Source organism: Mesorhizobium sp. M0227 (genome assembly GCF_040321855.1).
Classification (GTDB): Bacteria; Pseudomonadota; Alphaproteobacteria; order Rhizobiales; family Rhizobiaceae; genus Mesorhizobium.
Map to the genome: position 1 here is coordinate 350,328 of NZ_JAMYSJ010000003.1, position 18,893 is coordinate 369,220.

The 18,893-nt window shown below is 64.6% G+C and carries 18 protein-coding genes; 12 read left to right on the forward strand and 6 right to left on the reverse strand.

Annotation, left to right across the window (positions count from 1 at the left end; all coding sequences use genetic code 11):
- Window positions 1-93: 93 nt before the first annotated feature.
- A complete protein-coding gene (locus tag NKJ00_RS07330) occupies window positions 94-1,269 on the forward strand; it encodes a DUF930 domain-containing protein (protein ID WP_352629302.1) in 1,176 nt (391 codons plus the stop codon).
- Here NKJ00_RS07330 and NKJ00_RS07335 read toward each other — a convergent pair.
- Both NKJ00_RS07335 and NKJ00_RS07340 read right to left on the reverse strand, forming a co-directional pair.
- Window positions 1,266-1,940 (reverse strand): HAD family hydrolase, encoded by a 675-nt coding sequence (locus NKJ00_RS07335; protein ID WP_128304698.1) that lies wholly within the window; start codon window positions 1,938-1,940, stop codon window positions 1,266-1,268. The genes NKJ00_RS07330 and NKJ00_RS07335 overlap by 4 nt on opposite strands.
- A 94-nt stretch (window positions 1,941-2,034) precedes the next feature.
- Complete coding sequence (locus NKJ00_RS07340) at window positions 2,035-2,676, reverse strand: hypothetical protein (protein ID WP_023811040.1); 642 nt, start codon at window positions 2,674-2,676, stop codon at window positions 2,035-2,037.
- 195 nt (window positions 2,677-2,871) lie between these two features.
- Here NKJ00_RS07340 and NKJ00_RS07345 point away from each other — a divergent pair, with 195 nt between their 5' ends.
- The 5 genes from NKJ00_RS07345 (at window position 2,872) to ptsP (ending at window position 7,702) form a co-directional block, all read left to right on the forward strand.
- Window positions 2,872-3,309 (forward strand): transcriptional regulator GutM, encoded by a 438-nt coding sequence (locus tag NKJ00_RS07345; protein WP_023811041.1) that lies wholly within the window; start codon window positions 2,872-2,874, stop codon window positions 3,307-3,309.
- 88 nt (window positions 3,310-3,397) lie between these two features.
- The gene (gene srlA, locus NKJ00_RS07350; protein ID WP_352629305.1) at window positions 3,398-4,159 is read left to right on the forward strand and encodes a PTS glucitol/sorbitol transporter subunit IIC; all 762 of its coding nucleotides are present in this window, start codon (window positions 3,398-3,400) and stop codon (window positions 4,157-4,159) included.
- 16 nt (window positions 4,160-4,175) lie between these two features.
- Window positions 4,176-5,177, forward strand: coding sequence for a PTS glucitol/sorbitol transporter subunit IIB (srlE, locus tag NKJ00_RS07355; RefSeq protein ID WP_023811043.1), 1,002 nt, complete (start codon window positions 4,176-4,178; stop codon window positions 5,175-5,177).
- Between the two features lie 108 nt (window positions 5,178-5,285).
- Window positions 5,286-5,666: a PTS glucitol/sorbitol transporter subunit IIA gene (locus NKJ00_RS07360; RefSeq protein ID WP_013529330.1), complete on the forward strand. Its 381-nt coding sequence runs from the start codon at window positions 5,286-5,288 to the stop codon at window positions 5,664-5,666.
- Window positions 5,667-5,722: 56 nt separating this feature from the next.
- A complete protein-coding gene (gene ptsP, locus NKJ00_RS07365; protein ID WP_023811045.1) occupies window positions 5,723-7,702 on the forward strand; it encodes a phosphoenolpyruvate--protein phosphotransferase in 1,980 nt (659 codons plus the stop codon).
- Window positions 7,703-7,716: 14 nt separating this feature from the next.
- Here ptsP and NKJ00_RS07370 read toward each other — a convergent pair whose 3' ends face one another.
- Entirely contained in the window at window positions 7,717-8,520 is an 804-nt protein-coding gene (locus tag NKJ00_RS07370) for a hypothetical protein (protein WP_352629308.1), read from the reverse strand.
- 159 nt (window positions 8,521-8,679) lie between these two features.
- On the opposite strand from NKJ00_RS07370, the gene NKJ00_RS07375 reads away from it, so the two are divergent.
- Window positions 8,680-9,690, forward strand: coding sequence for a sugar-binding transcriptional regulator (locus tag NKJ00_RS07375; protein WP_352629310.1), 1,011 nt, complete (start codon window positions 8,680-8,682; stop codon window positions 9,688-9,690).
- On the opposite strand, the gene NKJ00_RS07380 is transcribed toward NKJ00_RS07375, so the two are convergent.
- The 3 genes from NKJ00_RS07380 to NKJ00_RS07390 are packed head-to-tail and all read right to left on the reverse strand — an operon-like array spanning window position 9,677 to window position 12,850.
- Window positions 9,677-10,528 carry a TIGR01459 family HAD-type hydrolase gene (locus tag NKJ00_RS07380; protein WP_352629312.1) on the reverse strand — a complete coding sequence of 284 codons (852 nt, stop codon included), beginning with the start codon at window positions 10,526-10,528 and terminating at the stop codon, window positions 9,677-9,679. The genes NKJ00_RS07375 and NKJ00_RS07380 overlap by 14 nt on opposite strands.
- Complete coding sequence (locus NKJ00_RS07385; protein WP_352611814.1) at window positions 10,525-11,799, reverse strand: FGGY-family carbohydrate kinase; 1,275 nt, start codon at window positions 11,797-11,799, stop codon at window positions 10,525-10,527. The genes NKJ00_RS07380 and NKJ00_RS07385 overlap by 4 nt, the downstream gene beginning before the upstream one ends.
- Window positions 11,800-11,806: 7 nt before the next feature.
- The gene (locus NKJ00_RS07390; protein ID WP_352442062.1) at window positions 11,807-12,850 is read right to left on the reverse strand and encodes a class II aldolase/adducin family protein; all 1,044 of its coding nucleotides are present in this window, start codon (window positions 12,848-12,850) and stop codon (window positions 11,807-11,809) included.
- 192 nt (window positions 12,851-13,042) lie between these two features.
- On the opposite strand from NKJ00_RS07390, the gene NKJ00_RS07395 reads away from it, so the two are divergent.
- The 5 genes from NKJ00_RS07395 (at window position 13,043) to NKJ00_RS07415 (ending at window position 18,747) form a co-directional block, all read left to right on the forward strand.
- Window positions 13,043-13,819 carry a DeoR/GlpR family DNA-binding transcription regulator gene (locus NKJ00_RS07395; protein WP_352611810.1) on the forward strand — a complete coding sequence of 259 codons (777 nt, stop codon included), beginning with the start codon at window positions 13,043-13,045 and terminating at the stop codon, window positions 13,817-13,819.
- Window positions 13,816-15,195, forward strand: a complete 1,380-nt coding sequence (locus tag NKJ00_RS07400; RefSeq protein ID WP_352442063.1) for an FGGY-family carbohydrate kinase — start codon at window positions 13,816-13,818, stop codon at window positions 15,193-15,195. The genes NKJ00_RS07395 and NKJ00_RS07400 overlap by 4 nt, the downstream gene beginning before the upstream one ends.
- A complete protein-coding gene (locus tag NKJ00_RS07405) occupies window positions 15,192-16,736 on the forward strand; it encodes a sugar ABC transporter ATP-binding protein (RefSeq protein WP_352442064.1) in 1,545 nt (514 codons plus the stop codon). The genes NKJ00_RS07400 and NKJ00_RS07405 overlap by 4 nt, the downstream gene beginning before the upstream one ends.
- Entirely contained in the window at window positions 16,733-17,731 is a 999-nt protein-coding gene (locus tag NKJ00_RS07410; protein ID WP_352611812.1) for an ABC transporter permease subunit, read from the forward strand. The genes NKJ00_RS07405 and NKJ00_RS07410 overlap by 4 nt, the downstream gene beginning before the upstream one ends.
- A gap of 77 nt (window positions 17,732-17,808) precedes the next feature.
- Window positions 17,809-18,747 (forward strand): ABC transporter substrate-binding protein, encoded by a 939-nt coding sequence (locus NKJ00_RS07415; protein ID WP_027038073.1) that lies wholly within the window; start codon window positions 17,809-17,811, stop codon window positions 18,745-18,747.
- The last annotated feature ends 146 nt before the right edge of the window (window positions 18,748-18,893 follow it).

Genomic DNA, 18,893 nt, shown 5'->3' on the forward strand with positions numbered 1-18,893 from the left:
TCGTCATCCGATCACCAACCTGTCAGCGGTTAAATCAAGCCAATCCACTACCTATGCTTGAAGCCGCCGCCATTTCATTCCACATCGGTGCGGATGAAGGGCGAAACAGGAGAACGGCGGCGGCATCTGCTGTGGGCTTTGCCCGCATCGCTGATCCTGCATGCACTCATCGCGGCGTTTCTGGTCTATGGCCTGCCGAGACCCGAGCAGCAGCCGGCTCAGCAGGAACAGCCCGTCAATGTCGCGATCGTGCCCCCGCCCGAAAAGCCCAAGCCGAAACCTGCTCCAAAGCCACCGGAGCCGACACCTGAAAAGAAGGCTGAAAAGCCGCCTGAACAAAAGCCGCCTCCGGAACCGCCGAAACCGCCAGACGACCAGGTTTTGAAGCGCGTTTTCCAGTACGGCCAGAAAGATACCGGGCCGGAGAAATCGCTCGACGGAAGCAGCGCTAAACCCAACACGCCGTCGCCGGCCAAGGATGAGGCGCCGAAGCCGCCTGTAGCACCGACACCCGCGCCGACCCAGCCCGCCCCGGCTGCAACGCCACAGCAGAAGGCAGAGCCCAGCAAGTCTGACGAGAAGCCAGCCACCGTTGCGCCGGACGAAAAGCCCGCGCAAAGCGAGGAGAAGCAGGCGACCGAGAACACTGACAAACAGCAGCCGGACAAACAAGAACTCGCACCGCAACCCGCCGAAAAGCACGCCGTCGTGACGCCAAAGCCATTGGCGGCTGAGACCGGTGACAAGCCGGCGCCTCCAGCCTCGACTGGAAAGGCAAAGCCCAAAACCAAGCCTGCCAAGACAATGACGTTCAAACCCGCAAGAGCTTTCAAAGCGCCGATCGGGAATGCTGGAAGGTCAAATCCCACCAACAACGACGTTGCAGGATCACCGATCTATTCCGGCCTTCCGGGCGTCAGAAAGCTTTACTCGCAAGGGGCCACCGGCAATGCGTTCGCTACAAGCTCCATGGAGAATGTGCCGCGCGGTCAGCGCGTGGCCACCCTTTGCGGCAATGTCCTCAGCCGGGAACTGCAAAGTGCGGACTATACGGTCAAATGGGTGCCAACCATTACGCTGGACAAAGGCAATGTCCTCAATCCTGCTCAGGCGGCCTTCAGCACCAGAAATACCTGGTACAATCTAAACTTCCGGTGTGAAGTCGACCCCGATGCGACGAGGGTCCTATCCTTCAATTTCCGTGTGGGGTCATTGGTCCCGCCTGGCGAATGGGCCAGTCGTGGATTCGCCAAGTATCCGCTGAATTAGGCCGGCACGCCAAGCCCGGACAATTGCCGGCTAACTTCTTGCCAGTCGGCGCAGACGAAATCGGCACCGGCAGCCGTCAGCCGCGCAGCGTGCTCGGCATAGGTATGGCCGCCACCGGTGTAGCCGATCGCGGTCATGCCGGCGGCGACCGCGCCCTGAATGCCGAAGGGCGAGTCCTCGATGACGATGCAGTCAATGGGATTGGCGCCGATTTTGTCCGCCGCGAAGAGGAAGATGTCCGGCGCGGGCTTGCCGTTCTTGACCATCGAGGAGCTGTAGATCGCATCGCCGAAGAAACGCGCCAGCCCGGTCACAGCAAGGCTGTGGTTTATGCGCTCGACGGAGGAGGACGAGGCAACGCAGCGGTCGCCCGCAAGCGTCTCGAGGAACGCAGCGATTCCCGGTGTCGGCTTCAATTCCTGCGAGAACAGCACCTTGGTCTCGGCCCAGATGTCGCCGTCCGCCGCCGCCGGAAACTGGTGCCCGGTCAAATCCTTGATCCTGGCGATGATATCGGACTGCTTCATGCCGATGCATTGGGCGATGATGCTGGTGTTGACGCCGGGCATGCCGTGCTTTTCGTAGACGCGCTCGTAGGCGCGGGCGGCCAGAGGCTCGCTATCGACAAGAACGCCGTCGCAATCGAAAATAATAGGCCTTGGTTGCGCCACGCGTTTCCCTCTCGAGTCAGTTTTCGCACATCGCTATCGGCAAAAAGTCAAATGTTCAATAGCGGGTGCGTTTTTGAGGGCGCGAAGAGTGGGCTCAAAGCTGGCGCAACGCATCGCTCGCGCGGGAAGACCCGAGCGCCCGTTGCATGGCTTGCCGGGACTGCGCGCGATCTGGGGTGATCCAGTTCGGTTCGGCGCCGAGAAAGCGGTCGAGGAAAGCCACCGCATAGGCCGGCATCTCGGTCACATTCTCGCGATAGGACCACCATGTGCGCAAATCGTCGGCGCATTTGTCGATGCCGGGTGCCGTGCCGAATTCCTGCTCGTGGATCGCCGAAATCACCGAGACGCAGTAGTTGGTGTAGAGGAAACCCTCCGGCCAGAAGCGGACGATTTCCAGCGTGCCGGCGTTCGTTTCCGTCTCGATCAGTTGGGTGAGGCCGGATATTTCTTTTGCCGGCGCCTGTTTTATCAACTCGCGCAGCACGAGGCCGGCGGCAAAGACGATGAAGTCGGCGCGGTCGATCGCGGCGAAGCGCTTCTGCGCTTCCATGATCTCGACCCAGTCGAGAAAGGCTCTGGTGAGCTTGGCCTCGTCGATCTCGAAGCGCACGCCGAACGTGTCCGAGACCACCTTGGCGCTGCCGCGAAAGGTGGCGCGGAACCAGCGCAGCTGCCGCAGCCGATGGCGAAGATCCGGCATCAAGGCCAGCTCGTCCCTGAAGGGCAGCTCCATGTTCCTCGTATCCTGTTTCCCGGTCAGCCTAGCACAACAGCGCCACGGCCGAAATCGGTCAGCGCCCTTGTAGATGACCGCAGCCGAGGCCAATATCATACATATTGACATTCTCGGAAACAAATGTTCTCACTTTGCTGTTGTCACGCGCCGGTCCAAGGTGCGGTTCAACTGAGGCTTCGGGAGGAGAACCGAATGGCGATTTGGCAGTGGGGACTGCTTCTGCTGGTTATCGTGTGGGCGCTGCAGTCGCTCGGCGTCTGGCTGCAGATGCGGCACTATTCGGATGTCTTCAGGGGCGTCACCGACCAGTACAAGGATGGCTTCGTCGGAGCCGGCAATTTTCGCGGCCGGTTGGCCAAGGGCACCATCGCGCTCGTCGTGGTGACGCCTGATCTGGTCGTGCGCCGCCTGATGGTGATGAGCGGCCGTTCCGTCTTCACCAAATTCAAAAGACATGAAGAATTCGAGGGTGTTCCCCTCGATAAACTCCGGTCCAACCCTGCAATCATGGGGGAGGGGGAACCCGGTGTGGCCGAGGCCGTGAAACGGGCGATCGAGCAGATCGACAAGACACGGTCGGAGCCGGGGAAGAAGCCGGGCCTGTCCGGCTTGAACATAGCAAGGGCTTAGGGCCGGAGGATTTCGGGCTCTAAATCAAAGGGATAGAGGACGCCGCGCACCGACTGGGATCAACCGGCGGGTGGCATAAGGAGGAGAAATGTCTGTATTTTCGTTGTTGGCGCAGCATGCCGACATGGCCGTGCACAATCTGCATGTCGCAGGTGCCATGGTCTCGGATGCCGCATTGCATGGCAAGCTCGCAGTCGAGCATGCCTCCGACCATCTCGTTGTCCTCGCACAAGCGGACAGCGGACCGATCACCGTCGATCAGTTCAAGGAAAAGCTGAAGGACGTCCAGCAGGAAGAGCAGCTCGGCTGGCTGACCGCCATCGGCAAGTACTTCATCGGCATCTTCCAGAAGGGCGGCGAGGTCTTCGCCGGCTTCGTCACCGGCATCATCCCGACGCTGGTGGTGCTGATGACGGCCTTCTACGCCGTCACCGAACTGGTCGGCGAAGAGCGCGTGCATGGCCTGGCGCGCGGCGCCGGCCGGATCGCGCTGACGCGCTACACGCTGTTGCCGCTGCTGGCCGTGTTCTTCCTCACCAATCCGATGGCCTATACGTTCGGATCGTTCCTGGAAGAAAAGCACAAGCCGGCCTTCTATGACGCGGCCGTGTCCTATGTGCACCCGCCGCTCGGCCTGTTCCCGCACATCAATCCCGGCGAGTATTTCGTCTGGGGCGGCATTCTCGTCGCGCTGCTGGAGCTGGAAAAGAAGGGCGTCGTCGTCGCCGGCTACCACGTCAAGGTGGCGATCTGGTACGCCATCGTCGGTCTCGTCGTCATCCTGCTCAAGGGCATGCTGACCGAACGCATCACCGCTATCATGGCACGCCGCCAGGGCGTCAAGCTGTAAGGGCGGGGAGGACATCATGGCCAAGACATACAAAGCCGTACGCATCTCCCGGGGCAAGACCGGTTGGGGTGGCCCGCTCGTGATCGAGCCGACCGAACAGCGCAGCAAGGTGGTTTCCGTCACCGGTGGTGGCATTCACCCGGTGGCGCAGCTTATTGCCGACATGACCGGTGGCGAAGCCGTCGACGGCTTCAGGGCGCCGCCGATCGAAAGCGAGATGGCGGTGGTGGTCGTCGATTGCGGCGGCACCGCACGATGCGGCGTCTATCCGCGCAAGCGCATCCCGACCGTCAATCTGACGCCGGTCGGTCAATCGGGGCCGCTGGCCCAGTTCATCACCGAGGACATCTACGTTTCGGGCGTGAAGCCGGCCAACATCACAATGGCGGACGGATCCGAAACGGTCACGACTGCAGGGGGAGCAGCAGCGATGAGTTCAAGCAACAATGCGGCCGCGGCACCACAGCCGCTGCCAAGCGAGGGTGGGCTGATCGGCCTCATCAGCACGATCGGCCGGGTCATGGGACGTATCGTCGGCATCTTCTTCAATGCCGGCCGCCGCACCATCGACCAGGTCATCCGCAACGTGCTGCCGTTCATGGCCTTCGTGACCATGCTCATCGGTCTGATCCTGTATACCGGCATCGGCGATGTGCTGGCGCAGCCGATGGGTCCGCTGGCCAACAACATCGTCGGCCTGCTGATCATCTCGGCGATCTGCGGCCTGCCGTTCCTGTCGCCCATTCTCGGGCCGGGCGCTGTTATCGCGCAGGTCATCGGCGTTGCCATTATCGGCCCGCAGATTGCCAACGGCACGATTTCGCCGGCAATGGCACTGCCGGCGCTGTTTGCCTACAATACCCAGGTGGGCTGCGACTTCGTCCCCGTCGGCCTGGCGCTCGGTGAGGCCAAGCCGAAGACGATCGAAATCGGCGTTCCGGCGGTGCTCATCAGCCGCCAGATCATGGGTCCGGTCTCGGTGCTGATCGCCTGGGTCGTCAGCCTGATCGTGTTCTAAGGCAATTCCGGGAAAAGCGCACAATGCTTTCCCTTGGAAATTGCGTCAAAACAAAGAGATAGAGCGGTTCACCGCTCTAGGGAAAGTTGAGAAAATGAGGTTCGCCATATGACGGTTCTGCTGAGAACACGGGTCACTGCCATCGGCCCCGAAGTGGCGGACCTTGCCGAAGGGGGCGTGGTCATCCTGTTTGCGGATGGCTCGCCGCCGGAGCTTGCCGAGGTTTCGGTGCTCCACAAGGCGGAGCAGGGACCAAGTGACGGAGCGCCCGCCAAGGGCGCTTCGATCACCCTCGGCCCGGTTGCCGCTGTTATCACAGCGGTCGGCTCCAGCGCGTGGAGCAAGGTGCTGGAAATGGGTCATGTCGTCATTTCGTTCAACGGCGCTACCGAGGCCGAGAGGCCGGGCGAGATCTGTGCGTCGCAAGTCGACCCACAAGCGCTCGTGGCCGCCCTGAAGACCGGCGCGATCATCACCATCGCCGCCTGACAGCATTCGCGCCGACGCCTATGTTGGGAGCGGCGCCCAAAACCAGAGTAATTGCCATGGAACGCTCGACCATCGTCAGAGTGCATGAAGGTTTGCACGCCCGTCCCGCGACGCGGTTCGTGAAGCTCGCCAAGGGCTTCGAATCCGACGTCGAACTGGTCAAGGACGGCAAGGCGGTCAGCGCCAAGAGTTCGGTCAAGCTGATGCTGCTGGCGGTCAAGGAGAACCAGGAAGTCACGGTGCGGGCGAATGGCGCCGATGCCATCGAGGCACTCGAGGCGCTGATCGGCTATCTCGAGAATCCGCGGGCCGGCCTCGATGATGAAGCGGAGGCGCAGAGCCCGGCGAACGATGCCGGGCAGGAAGCGGCACCCGCGCCCGGATCCGTGCCGGCGGCACCTGACGGGGCAAACCGCCTGCGTGGCGTGGCCGCCAGCGAAGGTTTCGCCATCGGCCCGGCCTTTGCGCATTTTCCACCCGATATCGCCGGACAGGGCCGCGTGTTGCGGGCCGAGGAGATAGAAGGCGAGATCGACAGGTTCCGCACGGCCGTCGGCGCGGTCCAGGCCCGTATGGATAATGCGTTGGCGCAGGACAGCTTGTCGGCTGGAGACCGCGGCATCGTCGCCGCGCTCAGGGATATCGCCGCCGACGATAGCCTGACTGGTGAGGCCGAGGGCCTGATCAAGGGCGGCAATGACGCGGTCTCCGCCGTCATCACCGCCGCCTCCACCATTGCCGCCGAATTCAGCGCGGTCGACGATCACTATCTCAACGCGCGGGCGGATGACGTTCATGCGGTCGGGCGGCAGATCTGCCTCGTGTTGCTGGGCCAAGACGATGTCAGCCTCGAAAACATACCCGAAGGGGCTATCCTGATTGCCGATGACATCGGCGCCTGGGATCTGGCACGCGCGCCGCTGAAGCGTATCGGCGGCGTGGTGTGCGGCCATGGCGGCGCCACCTCGCACATCGCCATCATCGCGCGCTCGCACGGCATTCCGGCAGTGCTCGGCCTCGGCGGCCAGGTCAATGCCTTGCGCACCGCGCGAGACGTCGCGCTCGACGGCAATGCCGGCCATGTGATCATCGACCCCGACGAGGCGACCCGTGCCGATTTCGCCGGCCGCGTCGAAGCGGCGGCAAAGGAGCGCGCCGGCCTGACCATCTTCAAGACGGTGACGCCGAAGCTCGCCGACGGCAGGATCATCGAGGTCGCGGCCAATATCGGCTCACTCGAGGAAATCGAAGCGGCGCAAGAGGCTGGTGCCATGGGCATCGGCCTGTTCCGCACCGAGCTTTTGTTCATGCGCCATATGCATCTGCCCTCGGAAGACATGCAGGCCGAGACCTATGCGGCGCTGGCCAAGGCTTTTGCGCCTTATCCGGTCATTGTACGCACGCTCGACATCGGCGGTGACAAGCCGATTGCCGGCATCGAATTTCCCGACGAGGAAAACCCCTTCCTCGGCTGGCGCGGCATCCGCATGTGTCTCGACCGGCCCGACATCTTCAAGCGCCAACTGCGGGCGCTGCTGCGCGCAGCCGTGCACGGCAACATCAAGGTGATGCTGCCGATGGTGTCCGACCTCTCGGAGGTCAGGCAGACGCGCGTGCTGGTTGACGAATGCACGGCCGAGCTGAAAGCCGAAGGCGTGCCGCATGCGACCTTCGATCTCGGCGTAATGATCGAAACCCCGGCCGCCGTGCTGATCGCCCCGACGCTGGCCAAGGAGGTTGCTTTCTTCTCGATCGGCACCAACGATCTGACCCAGTACATCATGGCCGCCGACCGGCTCAATCCGACGGTCGCCAAGCTCAACGATGTCACCAATCCGGCCGTCATGTCGGCGATCGAAATGACGGCAAAAGCCGGCGTCGCCGCCGGTATCATGGTCGGCATGTGCGGTGAGGCGGCCGGCCGTCCCGATCTCATTGCGACCTTCGTGAAGATGGGGCTGACCGAACTCTCGATGAGCCCGGCTTCCATCCAGCGCGCCAAGAAAGCGATCATGGCCATGGCCGCTGAAGGCTAGCCCAGGCCGGCCAACTACGGCAGATGGGCAAGCAAGGTGGCGAACACCGGTGTCAGTTCAGCGATCGGGTTTGCCTTGGCGCAGGCCTGAACGATGCGGTCGTGGCGGATATCCGCCGCCAGGATCGCGATCTCCAGCATATCCGGCTCCGGCGCGCCGTGCCTGCCGGCGGTGGCCAGGCCGCAGGCCAAAGCGAGCGGTGCCAGGCAGCTTACGTCAAGTGCGCTGCTGCCCACCACCGCCGGCGTTTCGGACACCGTTTCGGCAAAGCGGACCGGACGCTGGCCGAGGCACTCGACCAGCAGCGCCGAACAGGTGGCCGCGATTGCCTGCAGTCCGGCACCTGGCGCGGCCAACGCGGCCAGCAGATCGCCATGCCGCTTGCGCATCGTGGCATGGACGGCCGCGAAATCGGCTTCGTGGATGCGGGCACTGTCGATGTTCAGACCGGCAAGCACCGCCTTGGTCAGATAATACATATCGCGCCGAAACAGGCGCTCGGCGCCCAGTTGGCGATCCTCGTTGCCGACCGGGAAATAGGTGCCGAGGCCCTTCACCGTGGTGCCGTCCACCTTGATCGGGCGCTCATGCGGGACGAAAGCTTCAGCGATCGACAGCGCTTCGTCGACGGCACTCGCGGCATGGCTGAGCAGGCCTTCGATGCCCTTGCCTGGAAACGGCGGCAGATGGCTGGTTGCTTCGCGCAGGATGCTGGTATTGCCGCTGCCGTCATGGCGGCTCTGGCGGATGATTTCGCGGACTTCCCGCAGCCGGTCCTTCAGATTGACGCGGACATCCTCGGAGATTTGTCGGAGCATCGCGGATCGCCTTGAAATTTGCTGCGGATAGCCGCCAACCGGGGCAGCCGCCACTCTCTACATTGCTCCTATCGATTGGTAGATCAATAGGCGATACTAGACCAGCATGCAGAATCGGCGGCGGCGCGCTCGTCCGTCGCCGCAGGGGGAGAGACAGACTTGGGCAGACGACGACAGGGCGAAAGCGAAGACGGTCGAGGCGAGGCAACCGAGCAGGTCGCCAGCGAAAGCCGGACGGATCGCCTCAGGATTCGCGCCGCCTGGATGTATTTCGTCGAACAGATGACGCAGAACGAGATCGCCGACGTGCTCGGCGTCGGTCGCGTCACCATCGTGCGCATGCTGGCGGATGCCCGGGCGCGCAACGAAGTGAAGATCACCATCGAGAGCGAATTGTCGGAAATCGTGCGGCTTGAGCGCGCGCTGGAGAAGACGTTCGGGCTGCAGCAGGCGCTGGTGGCGCCGCTTTCGGCACCCGATGCCGATCCGATACCAGCGATCAGCGCCAAGACCGGCAGTTTCCTGTCGGACACGATGAAGTCCGGGATGCGGGTCGGCGTCGGCTGGGGGCAGACGCTGTTCTCGAGCCTGCCCTTCATCAGCGCCAAGTCGCTCACCGACTTCAAGGTGATTTCGCTGCTTGGCGGCGTCGGCGTCGTGCGCCGGGTCAACCCAGCCGAGTTCGCCTGGCGCTTCGCTCAGATATTCCAGGGCGACGGCTATCTGATGCCGACACCAGCCGTCGTCGACAGCGTCGAGACCAAGATCGCACTGATCGAGCGCTGCGGCCTGCAGGAGATTTTCGAAATGGCCGACGTGCTCGATGCCGTTCTGCTGAGCGTCGGCGGGATCGCCTCCGCCACCACCTTCTCTCGTGGCGGCTTTCTCAAGGAGGCGGATCGGGAGGCCCTGCTTGCGCGTGGCGCCGTTGGTGACCTCCTGTTCCATTTCTTCGACCGCAATGGCGATCTGGTCGACCATCCGGTCAACAGCCACGTGATGTCGGTGGATGTCGACCGTCTGCGCAAGGCGCCGATCCGCATCCTCACTTCCGGTGGCGAGGAGAAAACCGAAGCGCTGCTCGGCGCCGTGACCCTCATCGCCCCAACCATCCTGATCACCGACGAGGAGAGCGCGCGGCGCATGCTGGAAGCGGTCAGCGGAAGCTGAAGCTGTCCGTGATGTAGTCCGGCCAGGCCTGCTGTTCGTCGAAAACAGCGGCGAGATCCGGTGTGTCCGCCAGTATTCCGCTCAGCACCAGCGCGGTGGCGATGCCGGTGCTGTTTCCCCCCGATATATCGTGTTCGACGCTGTCGCCGACACAGACCACGGTGCCGCGGTCCGGCTCGCCGGCCAGCGCCAGCGCGGCGTCGAAAATCGGCTTGTCGGGCTTGCCGATGCGGGTAACGCTGCCGCCCAGGCTTTCATAGAGATCGGCCAGACGGCCGGCGCCGAAGCGAGGGCCAACGGCCGTCAGCATGATGATGTCGGGATTGGTGCAGAAACACGGCACCCGCCGCTCTGCAGCCGGCGCGAACAGCCTGCGATAATGCTCGAGGTCAAAGCGGTCACCCTCGCTGGCCGCGATCAGCACCAGTTCGGCCTCATCGCCGGACCCGGTCAGCACAAAAGGCAGGCCCTCGATCGCGGAGCGGTCAGCTTCACGGCTGATCAGCAGGCATTTTGTCCCTGGGCGCAGCTTCCCCGACGTCGCCATCTCCCTGAAGGATCGCCACGCCACCTCGCCGGAAGAAACGAAATGATCCCAGCTTCCCGCTTCGAAGCCGAGTTTTATGAGCCGGCTTTCATTGGGTCGTGCCCGCCTGCCGGAGTTCGAAACCAGCACCACGGTCTTGCCGGCGCGCTTCAGCGCCGACAGCGCTGCCACCGCGCCCGGATAGGGCCGTGTGCCGTCATGCAGCACGCCGAACTGGTCGAGCAGGAACACGTCGTAGCGCTCCGCCAGCGGCCCGATGCCGTCGAGACGTTCGATCGTTTTCGCGCTCATAGGAGTCCTGCCCGGCTTGCACCCATCAGCGCCAGCCGCGCCGTGCCGGCGGCGGCCTCGTCGGAAAGCGCGGGCAGGAAATCGACGCCGAGCCTGCGCCGCCGGATTGCCGTCCAGGCTGGGTTCGCCGCCCCGCCTCCGACGCTCCTGACCGATATCAGCGCGGGCGCGCCGAGTTCGGCAAGCCTGTCATAGCCGAGCGCTTCGATCGCGGCGATGCCTTCGAACATCGCTTTCAGATAATCGGCGTCGTCCGCCGGCCGGGGTGCAAGGCGAGGCGGCAGCGCCGGATCGGCGATCGGAAATCGTTCGCCCGTGGCGGGAAGCGGATAGTAATCGAGGCCGGTGTCGGTCTCCGGGTCGATTTTTGCGCTGAGTTCGATGATACGGGCGAGCGGAAAATGCTGAGCCAGCACCTTGCCGCCGGAATTCGACGCACCGCCTGCCAGCCAGGCGTTGCCGAGCCGGTGGCTGTAGATGCCGAAGCGCGGCGCCGAAATCGGCCGGTCGGACAGGATCTTGATGGTCAGCGAGGATCCCAGCGCGGTGACGCCGTCGCCGATCGCGGCAGCACCGGTCGCCAGGAACGAGGCGCAGCCATCCGTGGTTCCGGCGACGACGGCCACATCGCGCGGCAAGCCGAACAGTTCCCCGGCTTCCGCGGTGAGGGCGCCGGTGACTTCGCCCGGCTCGACCACGCGCGGCAGCAACTCCACGCGCATTCCGGTCGCGGCGATCCATTCCGGCCAGCGGCGGGCCTCGACATCATAGCCTGTCTTCAGGGCATTGTTCTCGTCGCTGACGTCGAAGCGGCCGGAGAAGTTTCCGGCAATCCAGTCGGCCTGATGCAGCACCGCCGCAATGCCCGGCAGATGCTGGAAGCGCAGGGCCTTGGCGAGGCCGGATGTCGCTCCGTGCGCTGCACTTGCAGCCGGCGCGGTGCGGTCGATCGCGGCCAGAATGTCGTCGTCATCGACCTTGTCGTTGTACATCAGCGGTTCGGCCAGCGGCCGCCCGGCGGCGTCGACCGGCAGCAGCGTGCCGGAGGTGCCGTCGATGGCGATGGCGCGGACCGCCGTGCGGTCGATACCGGAAAGCAGGTCCGTCAGCACCGCCTTGACCGCTTGCCACCATGCCGTGGGGGCTCGGTCATCGCGGCCAAACCTGTCGAGTGGAACGGCCGAATGCCCGGCTATGGAAAAATCCGGGCGCATGGCGACGGCGCGCGCACCTGATGTGCCTAGGTCGATGCCGATGACAAGTGGCATCATGTCCATGCTAGCCGCCAGCCGCGTTGAGCTTCTGGCGATATTGCTCGGCGTCCCAGTTGACCAGCTCGTCATTCTCGGAAGCGGTGAGATAGTTCAGCCGTGCGGCGACGTCGATGCGCGCCGTCACGTCGGCGAGGCAGCGTTGCATGGCATCGGCGCCGGCACTGGCGTCGCCGCGCATCAGCACGCCTGCGCCGGGAAACAGGATCGCCGCAGGCGACGTGTCCAGTCGTGCAATGACATCGGCCACCGCCTCGCCCGGTTTCGCCACGATGGAGCCCTGGCCGAGGAAGATGACGTGGTCCGGATAGAGGCTGCCGGCCTGCGCCATGCGGCGGCTCTCAGGGTCGAGCGCAACCGCATGCGCTTCGACATCGGCCGGCAATCTGTAGAAGCTGTCGCCGGCAAGCGCCGCCAAGGCATCGAGGTCGGGTGCGGCGGTCGCGCGCGCCGGCCGGGCCAGCAATGACCTGATACGGCGCAGCAGAAGCTCCGCCCCGGCGACGGTTTCGGCGGCGACGACCAGCCCGTGATTGCCAAGGATCAGCACGTCGACACCAGGCCGCAGTTTTTCAGCAATGCCGCGTGCAAGCGGCAGGCCGGGCCGGAAATAGGGCACATAGGCCCAGTCGATGCCATCGAGCCGCCTGGCGACCTCGGCCTCGCCATCGGCCTGCACGGCAAGCGAGATGGTGTCGACGCAATGGACGTGAAGAACCACGCGCTGCGGCATCAGGGCGTGCACCGTGGTCTCGATCGACGGCCGCAGGCCGCGCGGGTTGAGCGCTGCAATGGTGAAACCCTGCGGCTGGTCGGCGGCGCGATCGCGCTGTTCGACGGCTCTCAGCAACGGCGCCATCGCCACCGGCACCATGATGTCATCGACCAGCGCGTCCTTCAGCCAGGTGCCGGAGGCCTTGATCCACAGCGTGTCGCCGGCTTTCAGCGAGGTGTTGCCGCCTGCCGCCTGGGTCAGATGCGGGCTCTGCCCGATGCTGGCCGAAAGCGCCCGTAAGGCCGCCAGTTCCTGCGCGTCAGCTTGGGTCGCCATGGCGCTTTTCCTCCAACGGCTCGGCCGTGTCCTGCGCGAAATCCCGTTGCCGGGGTCGAATTGGCGCTGATATCGCAGATACGAGTGATCTACGTCAATAGTGATCTAGTATCATCAAAACCCGCTTGCAATCCGGCTAATGTTGAGTAAGTTGCGCCAACTGCCATGGAAATGGCATCCGGGAGGAAAGAATTGATAGACTCCGGCCGCCAGCGTCAGATCGTCGAACTGCTGCGGGATCGTCCGTTCGCTTCGGTGCGCGAGCTGCAGGAACGGCTTGGCGTTTCAGCCGCGACGGTCAGGCGCGATATCGACAGGATCGACGAAGCCGGCGAAGCGCGGAAGGTCTATGGCGGCATCTCGGCGCTCGACGGCGCTTCCCAGGCCGGTGTCGCCTACGCCCGGCCCTATGACGAGAACCGCGACCTTGCGGTCGAGGCCAAGCGGCAGATCGCCGCTCTCGCGGCGACCATGGTGCGTGACGGCGACGCCGTCATCGTGCATGGCGGCTCGACCTGCTTCCATCTCGGGGTCAAGCTCGCCGAGCGCAACATCCGCCTCTACACCAACTCGATGCCGCTGGCGGCCTATCTCAGCGACCACGGCCATTGCAGCCTGACGGTTGCGGGCGGTGATCTGCATCGCGAACCCGGCATCATTCATTCGCTCACCCAGGCCGTGCCCTTCTACGCCTCCAAATTCTTTCTCGGCGCGCAAGGCCTTGGCCAGGAAGGCGTGATGGAATCGCACCCGCTGCTGGTGCGCTCGATCGTCGATCTCAGCCTCTGCGCCGACCAGATCGTGGTGCTGGCCGACAGCCGCAAACTGTCGATCCACGCGCGCAATGTCGCGCTCCCGCTTTCCCGCATCGGCACGCTGGTCACCGACGACGGTCTTTCCGATGCCGATGCGCGCATGCTGGAAGACGCCGGCGTCATGGTGCGGATAGCCTCGGGAGCCATCCAGTGAAGGTGGCTGTCCTCGATTTCGGCAAGACCAATTCGAAGCTGTTCGTCTTCGGCCAGGACGGGCGCATTGTCGACGAGCGCCGGACCCAGCCGAAATGGGTGCGCCAAGGCGGCTTCAGCGTGCTCGACGAGGCGGCGCTCCACCATTGGGCGCTCAGCGCCGTTGCCGATGCGGTCGATGGTCATGGAGTGGAAGGGGTCATGGTCTCGGGCCATGGCTGCACCTTTGCCTTGGTCGACGAGGCGGCGCTGACGCATCCGATCCTCGATTACGAGCAAGAGCCGCCGGCCGAGATTGCCGCGCGGATCGATCGCCGCATTCCGGGCTTTGCCGAGACCTTCTCGCCGCGGTTGCCGCTGGGCTTCAACTACGGCCGCCACATGCTGTGGCTGCAGGAGGTCGAGCCCGACGCGTTCGCCGCGTCGAAATCGATCCTCGGCTATCCGCAATATTGGAGCTGGCGCCTTGGCGGACGGGCGGTCTCGGAAGTATCCTATCTCGGCTGCCATTCGCATTTGTGGGCGCCGCGCCGCCAAGATTTTTCCTCGCTGGTCGACGCGCAGGGCTGGCGTGACCGGATGCCTGCCTTCGAGCGCGCCGGCACCGTTATCGGCGAGCAGCGCCTCGGCGCTGCGGCAAGCCCGATCGCCATCCACAACGGCGTCCATGACTCGAATGCGGCGCTGCATGCCTATCGCCGGCAGGAGCTTGGCCCGGTCACCGTCGTTTCTACCGGCACCTGGGTCGTCGTGCTCAATCCGTCCTGTCCCCTCGACGCGCTCGACCGGGACCGCGACATGCTGGTCAATGTCGATGTCGGCGGCGGCCCAGTGCCGACCATCCGCTTCATGGGCGGGCGTGAATTCGCAACCATCAGCGCCGGCTGGCAAGGCGAGATCGCCGGCCCGGCGGTGCAGCGGGTGATCGATGCCGGCATCATGGCGCTGCCGAGCTTCGCGCCGGGCGGGCCGATGGCGGGGCATTCCGGCCGACTGGCGGGGCGCGCGCCCAATGCCGAGGAACGCGCGGCTACGGCGCTGCTCTACGTCGCGCTGATGGTCGATCTGTCGCTCGATCTCATCCATTCGAACAACACGGTGATCGTCGATGGCGGGCTGAACACGGGCGGTCTGCTCGCCGGACTGCTGGCGCAATTGCGTCCCGACCAGGCTTTCCTGCAGGGCGCCACGCTGGAGGGCAGTGCCACCGGTGCAGCGGCGCTCGCCTTCGAGAGCGTTGGGCGCGAATTCGCCGCCGAAGTTCCGGAGCCGGTGCGCGCGTCGCGTTTCACCGGGTTGGCAGGCTATCGCGGCAATTGGCGTGCCGCCACCATGGACCGGGGCGTCGCTGGTGCGGTGGCGGGAGGCGCGCGATGAGTGCGATTGCCAAGGCCGAGACGGTGCGCCAGCCGGTGCTGGAGATGCGCCACATCTCCAAGACGTTCGGCACCATCCGTGCCTTGCACGATGTCTCGCTCAGCGTCCATGCCGGCGAGCTGCACGCCTTGATGGGCGAGAACGGCGCCGGCAAGTCGACATTGATGAAAGTGCTTTCAGGCGCCTATCGGCCGGATGCCGGCGGTGAGATCCTGATCGACGGCATGCCGGCCGCGACCGGCGATCCGATCAAGGCGCGCGCCAGCGGCGTCGCGGTGATCTATCAGGAGCTGTCGCTGGCGCCCAATCTGACGGTGGCGCAGAACATCTTCCTCGGCAACGAGCCGCGACGCTTCGGCATCGTCGATCGTGACCAGTGCACCCGGCGCGCCAGGGAGATCATCGCGCGTCTGGGCGTCTCCTTTTCGGCCCGCGACATGGTCTCCAGCCTGTCGCTCGGCGAGCGCCAATTGGTCGAGATCGCCCGCGCGCTGTCGACCAATGCGCGCATCATCGTCATGGACGAGCCTACGACGTCGCTGACCTCGCGCGAGACCGACCGGCTGTTCGAGGTCATCGCGACGCTGAAATCGCAAGGCATCGCCATCATCTACATCAGTCACCGCATGGAAGAGGTCTACCAGCTTGCCGATCGCGTCAGCGTGCTGCGCGACAGCGGTTATGTCGGTACGCTCGAACGTGCCGACCTCAGCGCCTCGCGCCTCGTCTCGATGATGGTCGGCCGCGATCTGTCGGCTTTCTACAAGAAGGATCATCGGCCGCCGGACGAAAAGCGCGCGGTGGCGCTCTCGGTGCGTGGCATGTCCGACGGCCGTCTCCTGAAAGACTGTTCGTTCGACCTGCACAAGGGCGAGGTGCTGGCGCTGGCGGGTCTGGTCGGTTCCGGCCGTACCGAGCTTGCGCGGCTGATCTTCGGCGCCGACAGGCGCGTGTCAGGCACGCTGGAACTCGACGGCAAACCTGTAACCATCGGCTCGCCGCGCGAGGCGCTCGATGCCGGCATCGCCTATCTGACCGAGGACCGCAAGGAACTCGGCCTGTTCCTCGACATGTCGATTTCCGACAACATCAGCATGGGCGTGCTGGCGCGGGATTCGCGCGCCGGCGGCTTGCGCGACTTCGCGGCCGCCGAAAGGCGCGCTTCCAAGGCCGTTGCCGGTCTCTCCATCCGCACCAGTTCGGTGCAGGCCAATGCCGGCTCGCTGTCGGGCGGCAACCAGCAGAAGGTGCTGCTCGCCCGCCTGCTCGAAACCGAGCCGAAGGTCGTCATCCTCGACGAGCCGACCCGCGGCGTCGATGTCGGGGCGAAATCGGAAATCTACCGGCTGATCGACAATCTCGCCAAACAGGGCATCGCCATCCTGATGATCTCCAGCGAACTGCCCGAGGTGATCGGCGTTGCCGACCGCGTGCTGGTGATGCGCGACGGCACGATATCGGGCGAGGTGACGGCATCGCAAGGCGAACCGCTAAGCCAGGAGAAAATCATGGAACTTGCAACGGGAGCGGCTCAGCAATGACCGACAAGGCGACCGAGATCAGCGCAGGCGGCCAGGCCACCGGCACCAGCCGACGGCTGCGCACGGCTTTCGCTGCCCTTGGCATGCTGCCGGTGCTGATCCTGCTGGCGGCCGGCTTCCAGTTCCTGAACCCGCGCTTCCTGACCGAGACCAACCTCTTGATCGTCACCCAGCAGTCGTCGATCAACATCGTGCTGGCGGCCGGCATGACCTTCGTCATCCTGACCGGCGGCATCGACCTGTCCGTCGGCGCCATCCTCGCCGCATCGGCGATGGTGGCGGTGATGGTGTCGCTGGTGCCGGATTGGGGTTTGCTCGGCGTGCCGGCGGCCATTCTGGTCGGGCTCGGCTTCGGCCTCATCAACGGGCTGCTCATCGCCTATATCAAGCTGCCGCCCTTCATCGTCACGCTGGGTTCGCTGACCGCGGTGCGCGGTGTTGCCCGCCTGCTCGGCCAGGACACCACGGTGTTCAACTCGGACCTGCCGTTCGATTTTATCGGCAACGGTTCGCTGTTCGGCATTCCCTGGCTGGTCATCATCGCGCTGTCGGTGGTGGTGCTGTCCTGGCTGGTGCTCAAGCGCACCGTGCTCGGCACCTGGATCTATGCCGTCGGCGGCAATGCCGAAGCGGCGCGGCTGACCGGCATCAAGGTGCCGCTGGTGCTGCTCTTCGTCTATGGCATTTCCGGCCTGCTGGCCGGCCTTGGCGGCGCCATGTCGGCGGCCCGGCTCTATGCCGCCAACGGGCTGCAGCTCGGGCAGTCCTATGAACTCGACGCCATTGCCGCTGTCATCCTCGGCGGCACCAGCTTCGTCGGTGGCGTCGGCTCGATCTGGGGTACGCTGATCGGCGGCCTGATCATCGCGGTGCTCTCCAACGGGCTCATCTTGGCCGGTGTCTCCGACATCTGGCAGTACATCATCAAGGGATTGGTCATCATCGTGGCGGTCGCCCTCGACCGCTACAGGCTCCAGGCAGGAGCAAGAACGTGATTGACCTTAGTCGCCGGCGTCAACGACCGGTTTCATGTAACGCACCGTGAGAGGCGCGGGGCAATCGGAGGAAAGCAATGAAGACCATCGCCAAACTGCTCTGCGGCGTCGCACTCGCGTCGCTCGCCATCGCGCCTGCTTCGGCCAAGGACCTCAATAAGGTCGGCATCTCGGTCGGCCTGCTCGGCAATCCCTTCTTCGTCGCCACCATCAAGGGCATCGAGGACGCGGCCAAGAAGATCAACCCAAAGGTCGAGGTGACCTCGGTGTCGGCCGACTATGACCTCAACAAGCAGGTCTCGCAGGTCGATTCGTTCATCGCCGCCGGTGTCGACGTGATCATGCTCAATGCCGTCGACGCCAAGGCGATCGCGCCGGCGGTGAAGAAGGCACAGGCTGCGGGTATCGTCGTTGCCGCCTTCGACGTTTCGGCGCCGGGCGCCGACGTGACCGTGATGACCAACAACGTCAAGGCCGGCGAAGAGGCCTGCCAGTACCTGGTCGACCACACCGGCGGCAAGGGCGACTACGTCATCCTCAACGGACCGGCATCGTCGTCGATTCTGGAGCGGGTGAAGGGCTGCAAGAACGTGCTGGCGCAGCATCCCGACATCAAGATCCTCTCCGACGACCAGAATGCCGAAGGCTCGCGCGACGGCGGCCTGAAGGTGTTCCAGTCGCTGCTCACCCGCTTCGACAAGATCGATGCGGTGTTTGCCATCAACGATCCGACGGCGATCGGCGCCCAGCTTGCCGCCAAGCAGCTCAACCGCTCGGAGTTCATCTTCACCGCCGTCGACGGCGCGCCCGATATCGAGAAGGAACTCTCCTCCGGCACCTCGATGATCAAGGCCTCGGCCTCGCAGGATCCCTATGTGATGGCCGGCCAGTCGCTGACGATGGCGGCCGAACTGTTGGCCGGCAAGAAGCCGGCGGAGCCGACCGTCCTGCTCGACCCGAAGCTCATCACGGCCGAGAACCTGAAGGACTACAAGGGCTGGACCGCAGCCCGCTAAATCCTCCCAAGGCCGGTGGGGGGGGGGGGGGGGGGGGGGGGGGGGGGGGGGGGGGGGGGGGGGGGGGGGGGGGGGGTGTGGTGTTGGTGTGTTGTTTTTGTGGGGGGGGGGGGGGGGGGGGGGGGGGAGGGGTGTGTTAAGATTGT

Excerpts from the sequence above, each read along its gene's own strand:
- NKJ00_RS07360 (WP_013529330.1), top strand. The coding sequence starts at position 5,286 with ATGACGGTTCTGCTGAGAACACGGGTCACTGCCATCGGCCCCGAAGTG.
- NKJ00_RS07340 (WP_023811040.1), bottom strand. The coding sequence starts at position 2,676 with ATGGAGCTGCCCTTCAGGGACGAGCTGGCCTTGATGCCGGATCTTCGC.
- NKJ00_RS07415 (WP_027038073.1), top strand. The coding sequence starts at position 17,809 with ATGAAGACCATCGCCAAACTGCTCTGCGGCGTCGCACTCGCGTCGCTC.
- NKJ00_RS07330 (WP_352629302.1), top strand. The coding sequence starts at position 94 with ATGAAGGGCGAAACAGGAGAACGGCGGCGGCATCTGCTGTGGGCTTTG.
- NKJ00_RS07370 (WP_352629308.1), bottom strand. The coding sequence starts at position 8,520 with ATGCTCCGACAAATCTCCGAGGATGTCCGCGTCAATCTGAAGGACCGG.
- srlE (WP_023811043.1), top strand. The coding sequence starts at position 4,176 with ATGGCCAAGACATACAAAGCCGTACGCATCTCCCGGGGCAAGACCGGT.
- ptsP (WP_023811045.1), top strand. The coding sequence starts at position 5,723 with ATGGAACGCTCGACCATCGTCAGAGTGCATGAAGGTTTGCACGCCCGT.
- NKJ00_RS07385 (WP_352611814.1), bottom strand. The coding sequence starts at position 11,799 with ATGATGCCACTTGTCATCGGCATCGACCTAGGCACATCAGGTGCGCGC.
- NKJ00_RS07345 (WP_023811041.1), top strand. The coding sequence starts at position 2,872 with ATGGCGATTTGGCAGTGGGGACTGCTTCTGCTGGTTATCGTGTGGGCG.
- NKJ00_RS07380 (WP_352629312.1), bottom strand. The coding sequence starts at position 10,528 with ATGAGCGCGAAAACGATCGAACGTCTCGACGGCATCGGGCCGCTGGCG.
- srlA (WP_352629305.1), top strand. The coding sequence starts at position 3,398 with ATGTCTGTATTTTCGTTGTTGGCGCAGCATGCCGACATGGCCGTGCAC.
- NKJ00_RS07390 (WP_352442062.1), bottom strand. The coding sequence starts at position 12,850 with ATGGCGACCCAAGCTGACGCGCAGGAACTGGCGGCCTTACGGGCGCTT.
- NKJ00_RS07405 (WP_352442064.1), top strand. The coding sequence starts at position 15,192 with ATGAGTGCGATTGCCAAGGCCGAGACGGTGCGCCAGCCGGTGCTGGAG.
- NKJ00_RS07410 (WP_352611812.1), top strand. The coding sequence starts at position 16,733 with ATGACCGACAAGGCGACCGAGATCAGCGCAGGCGGCCAGGCCACCGGC.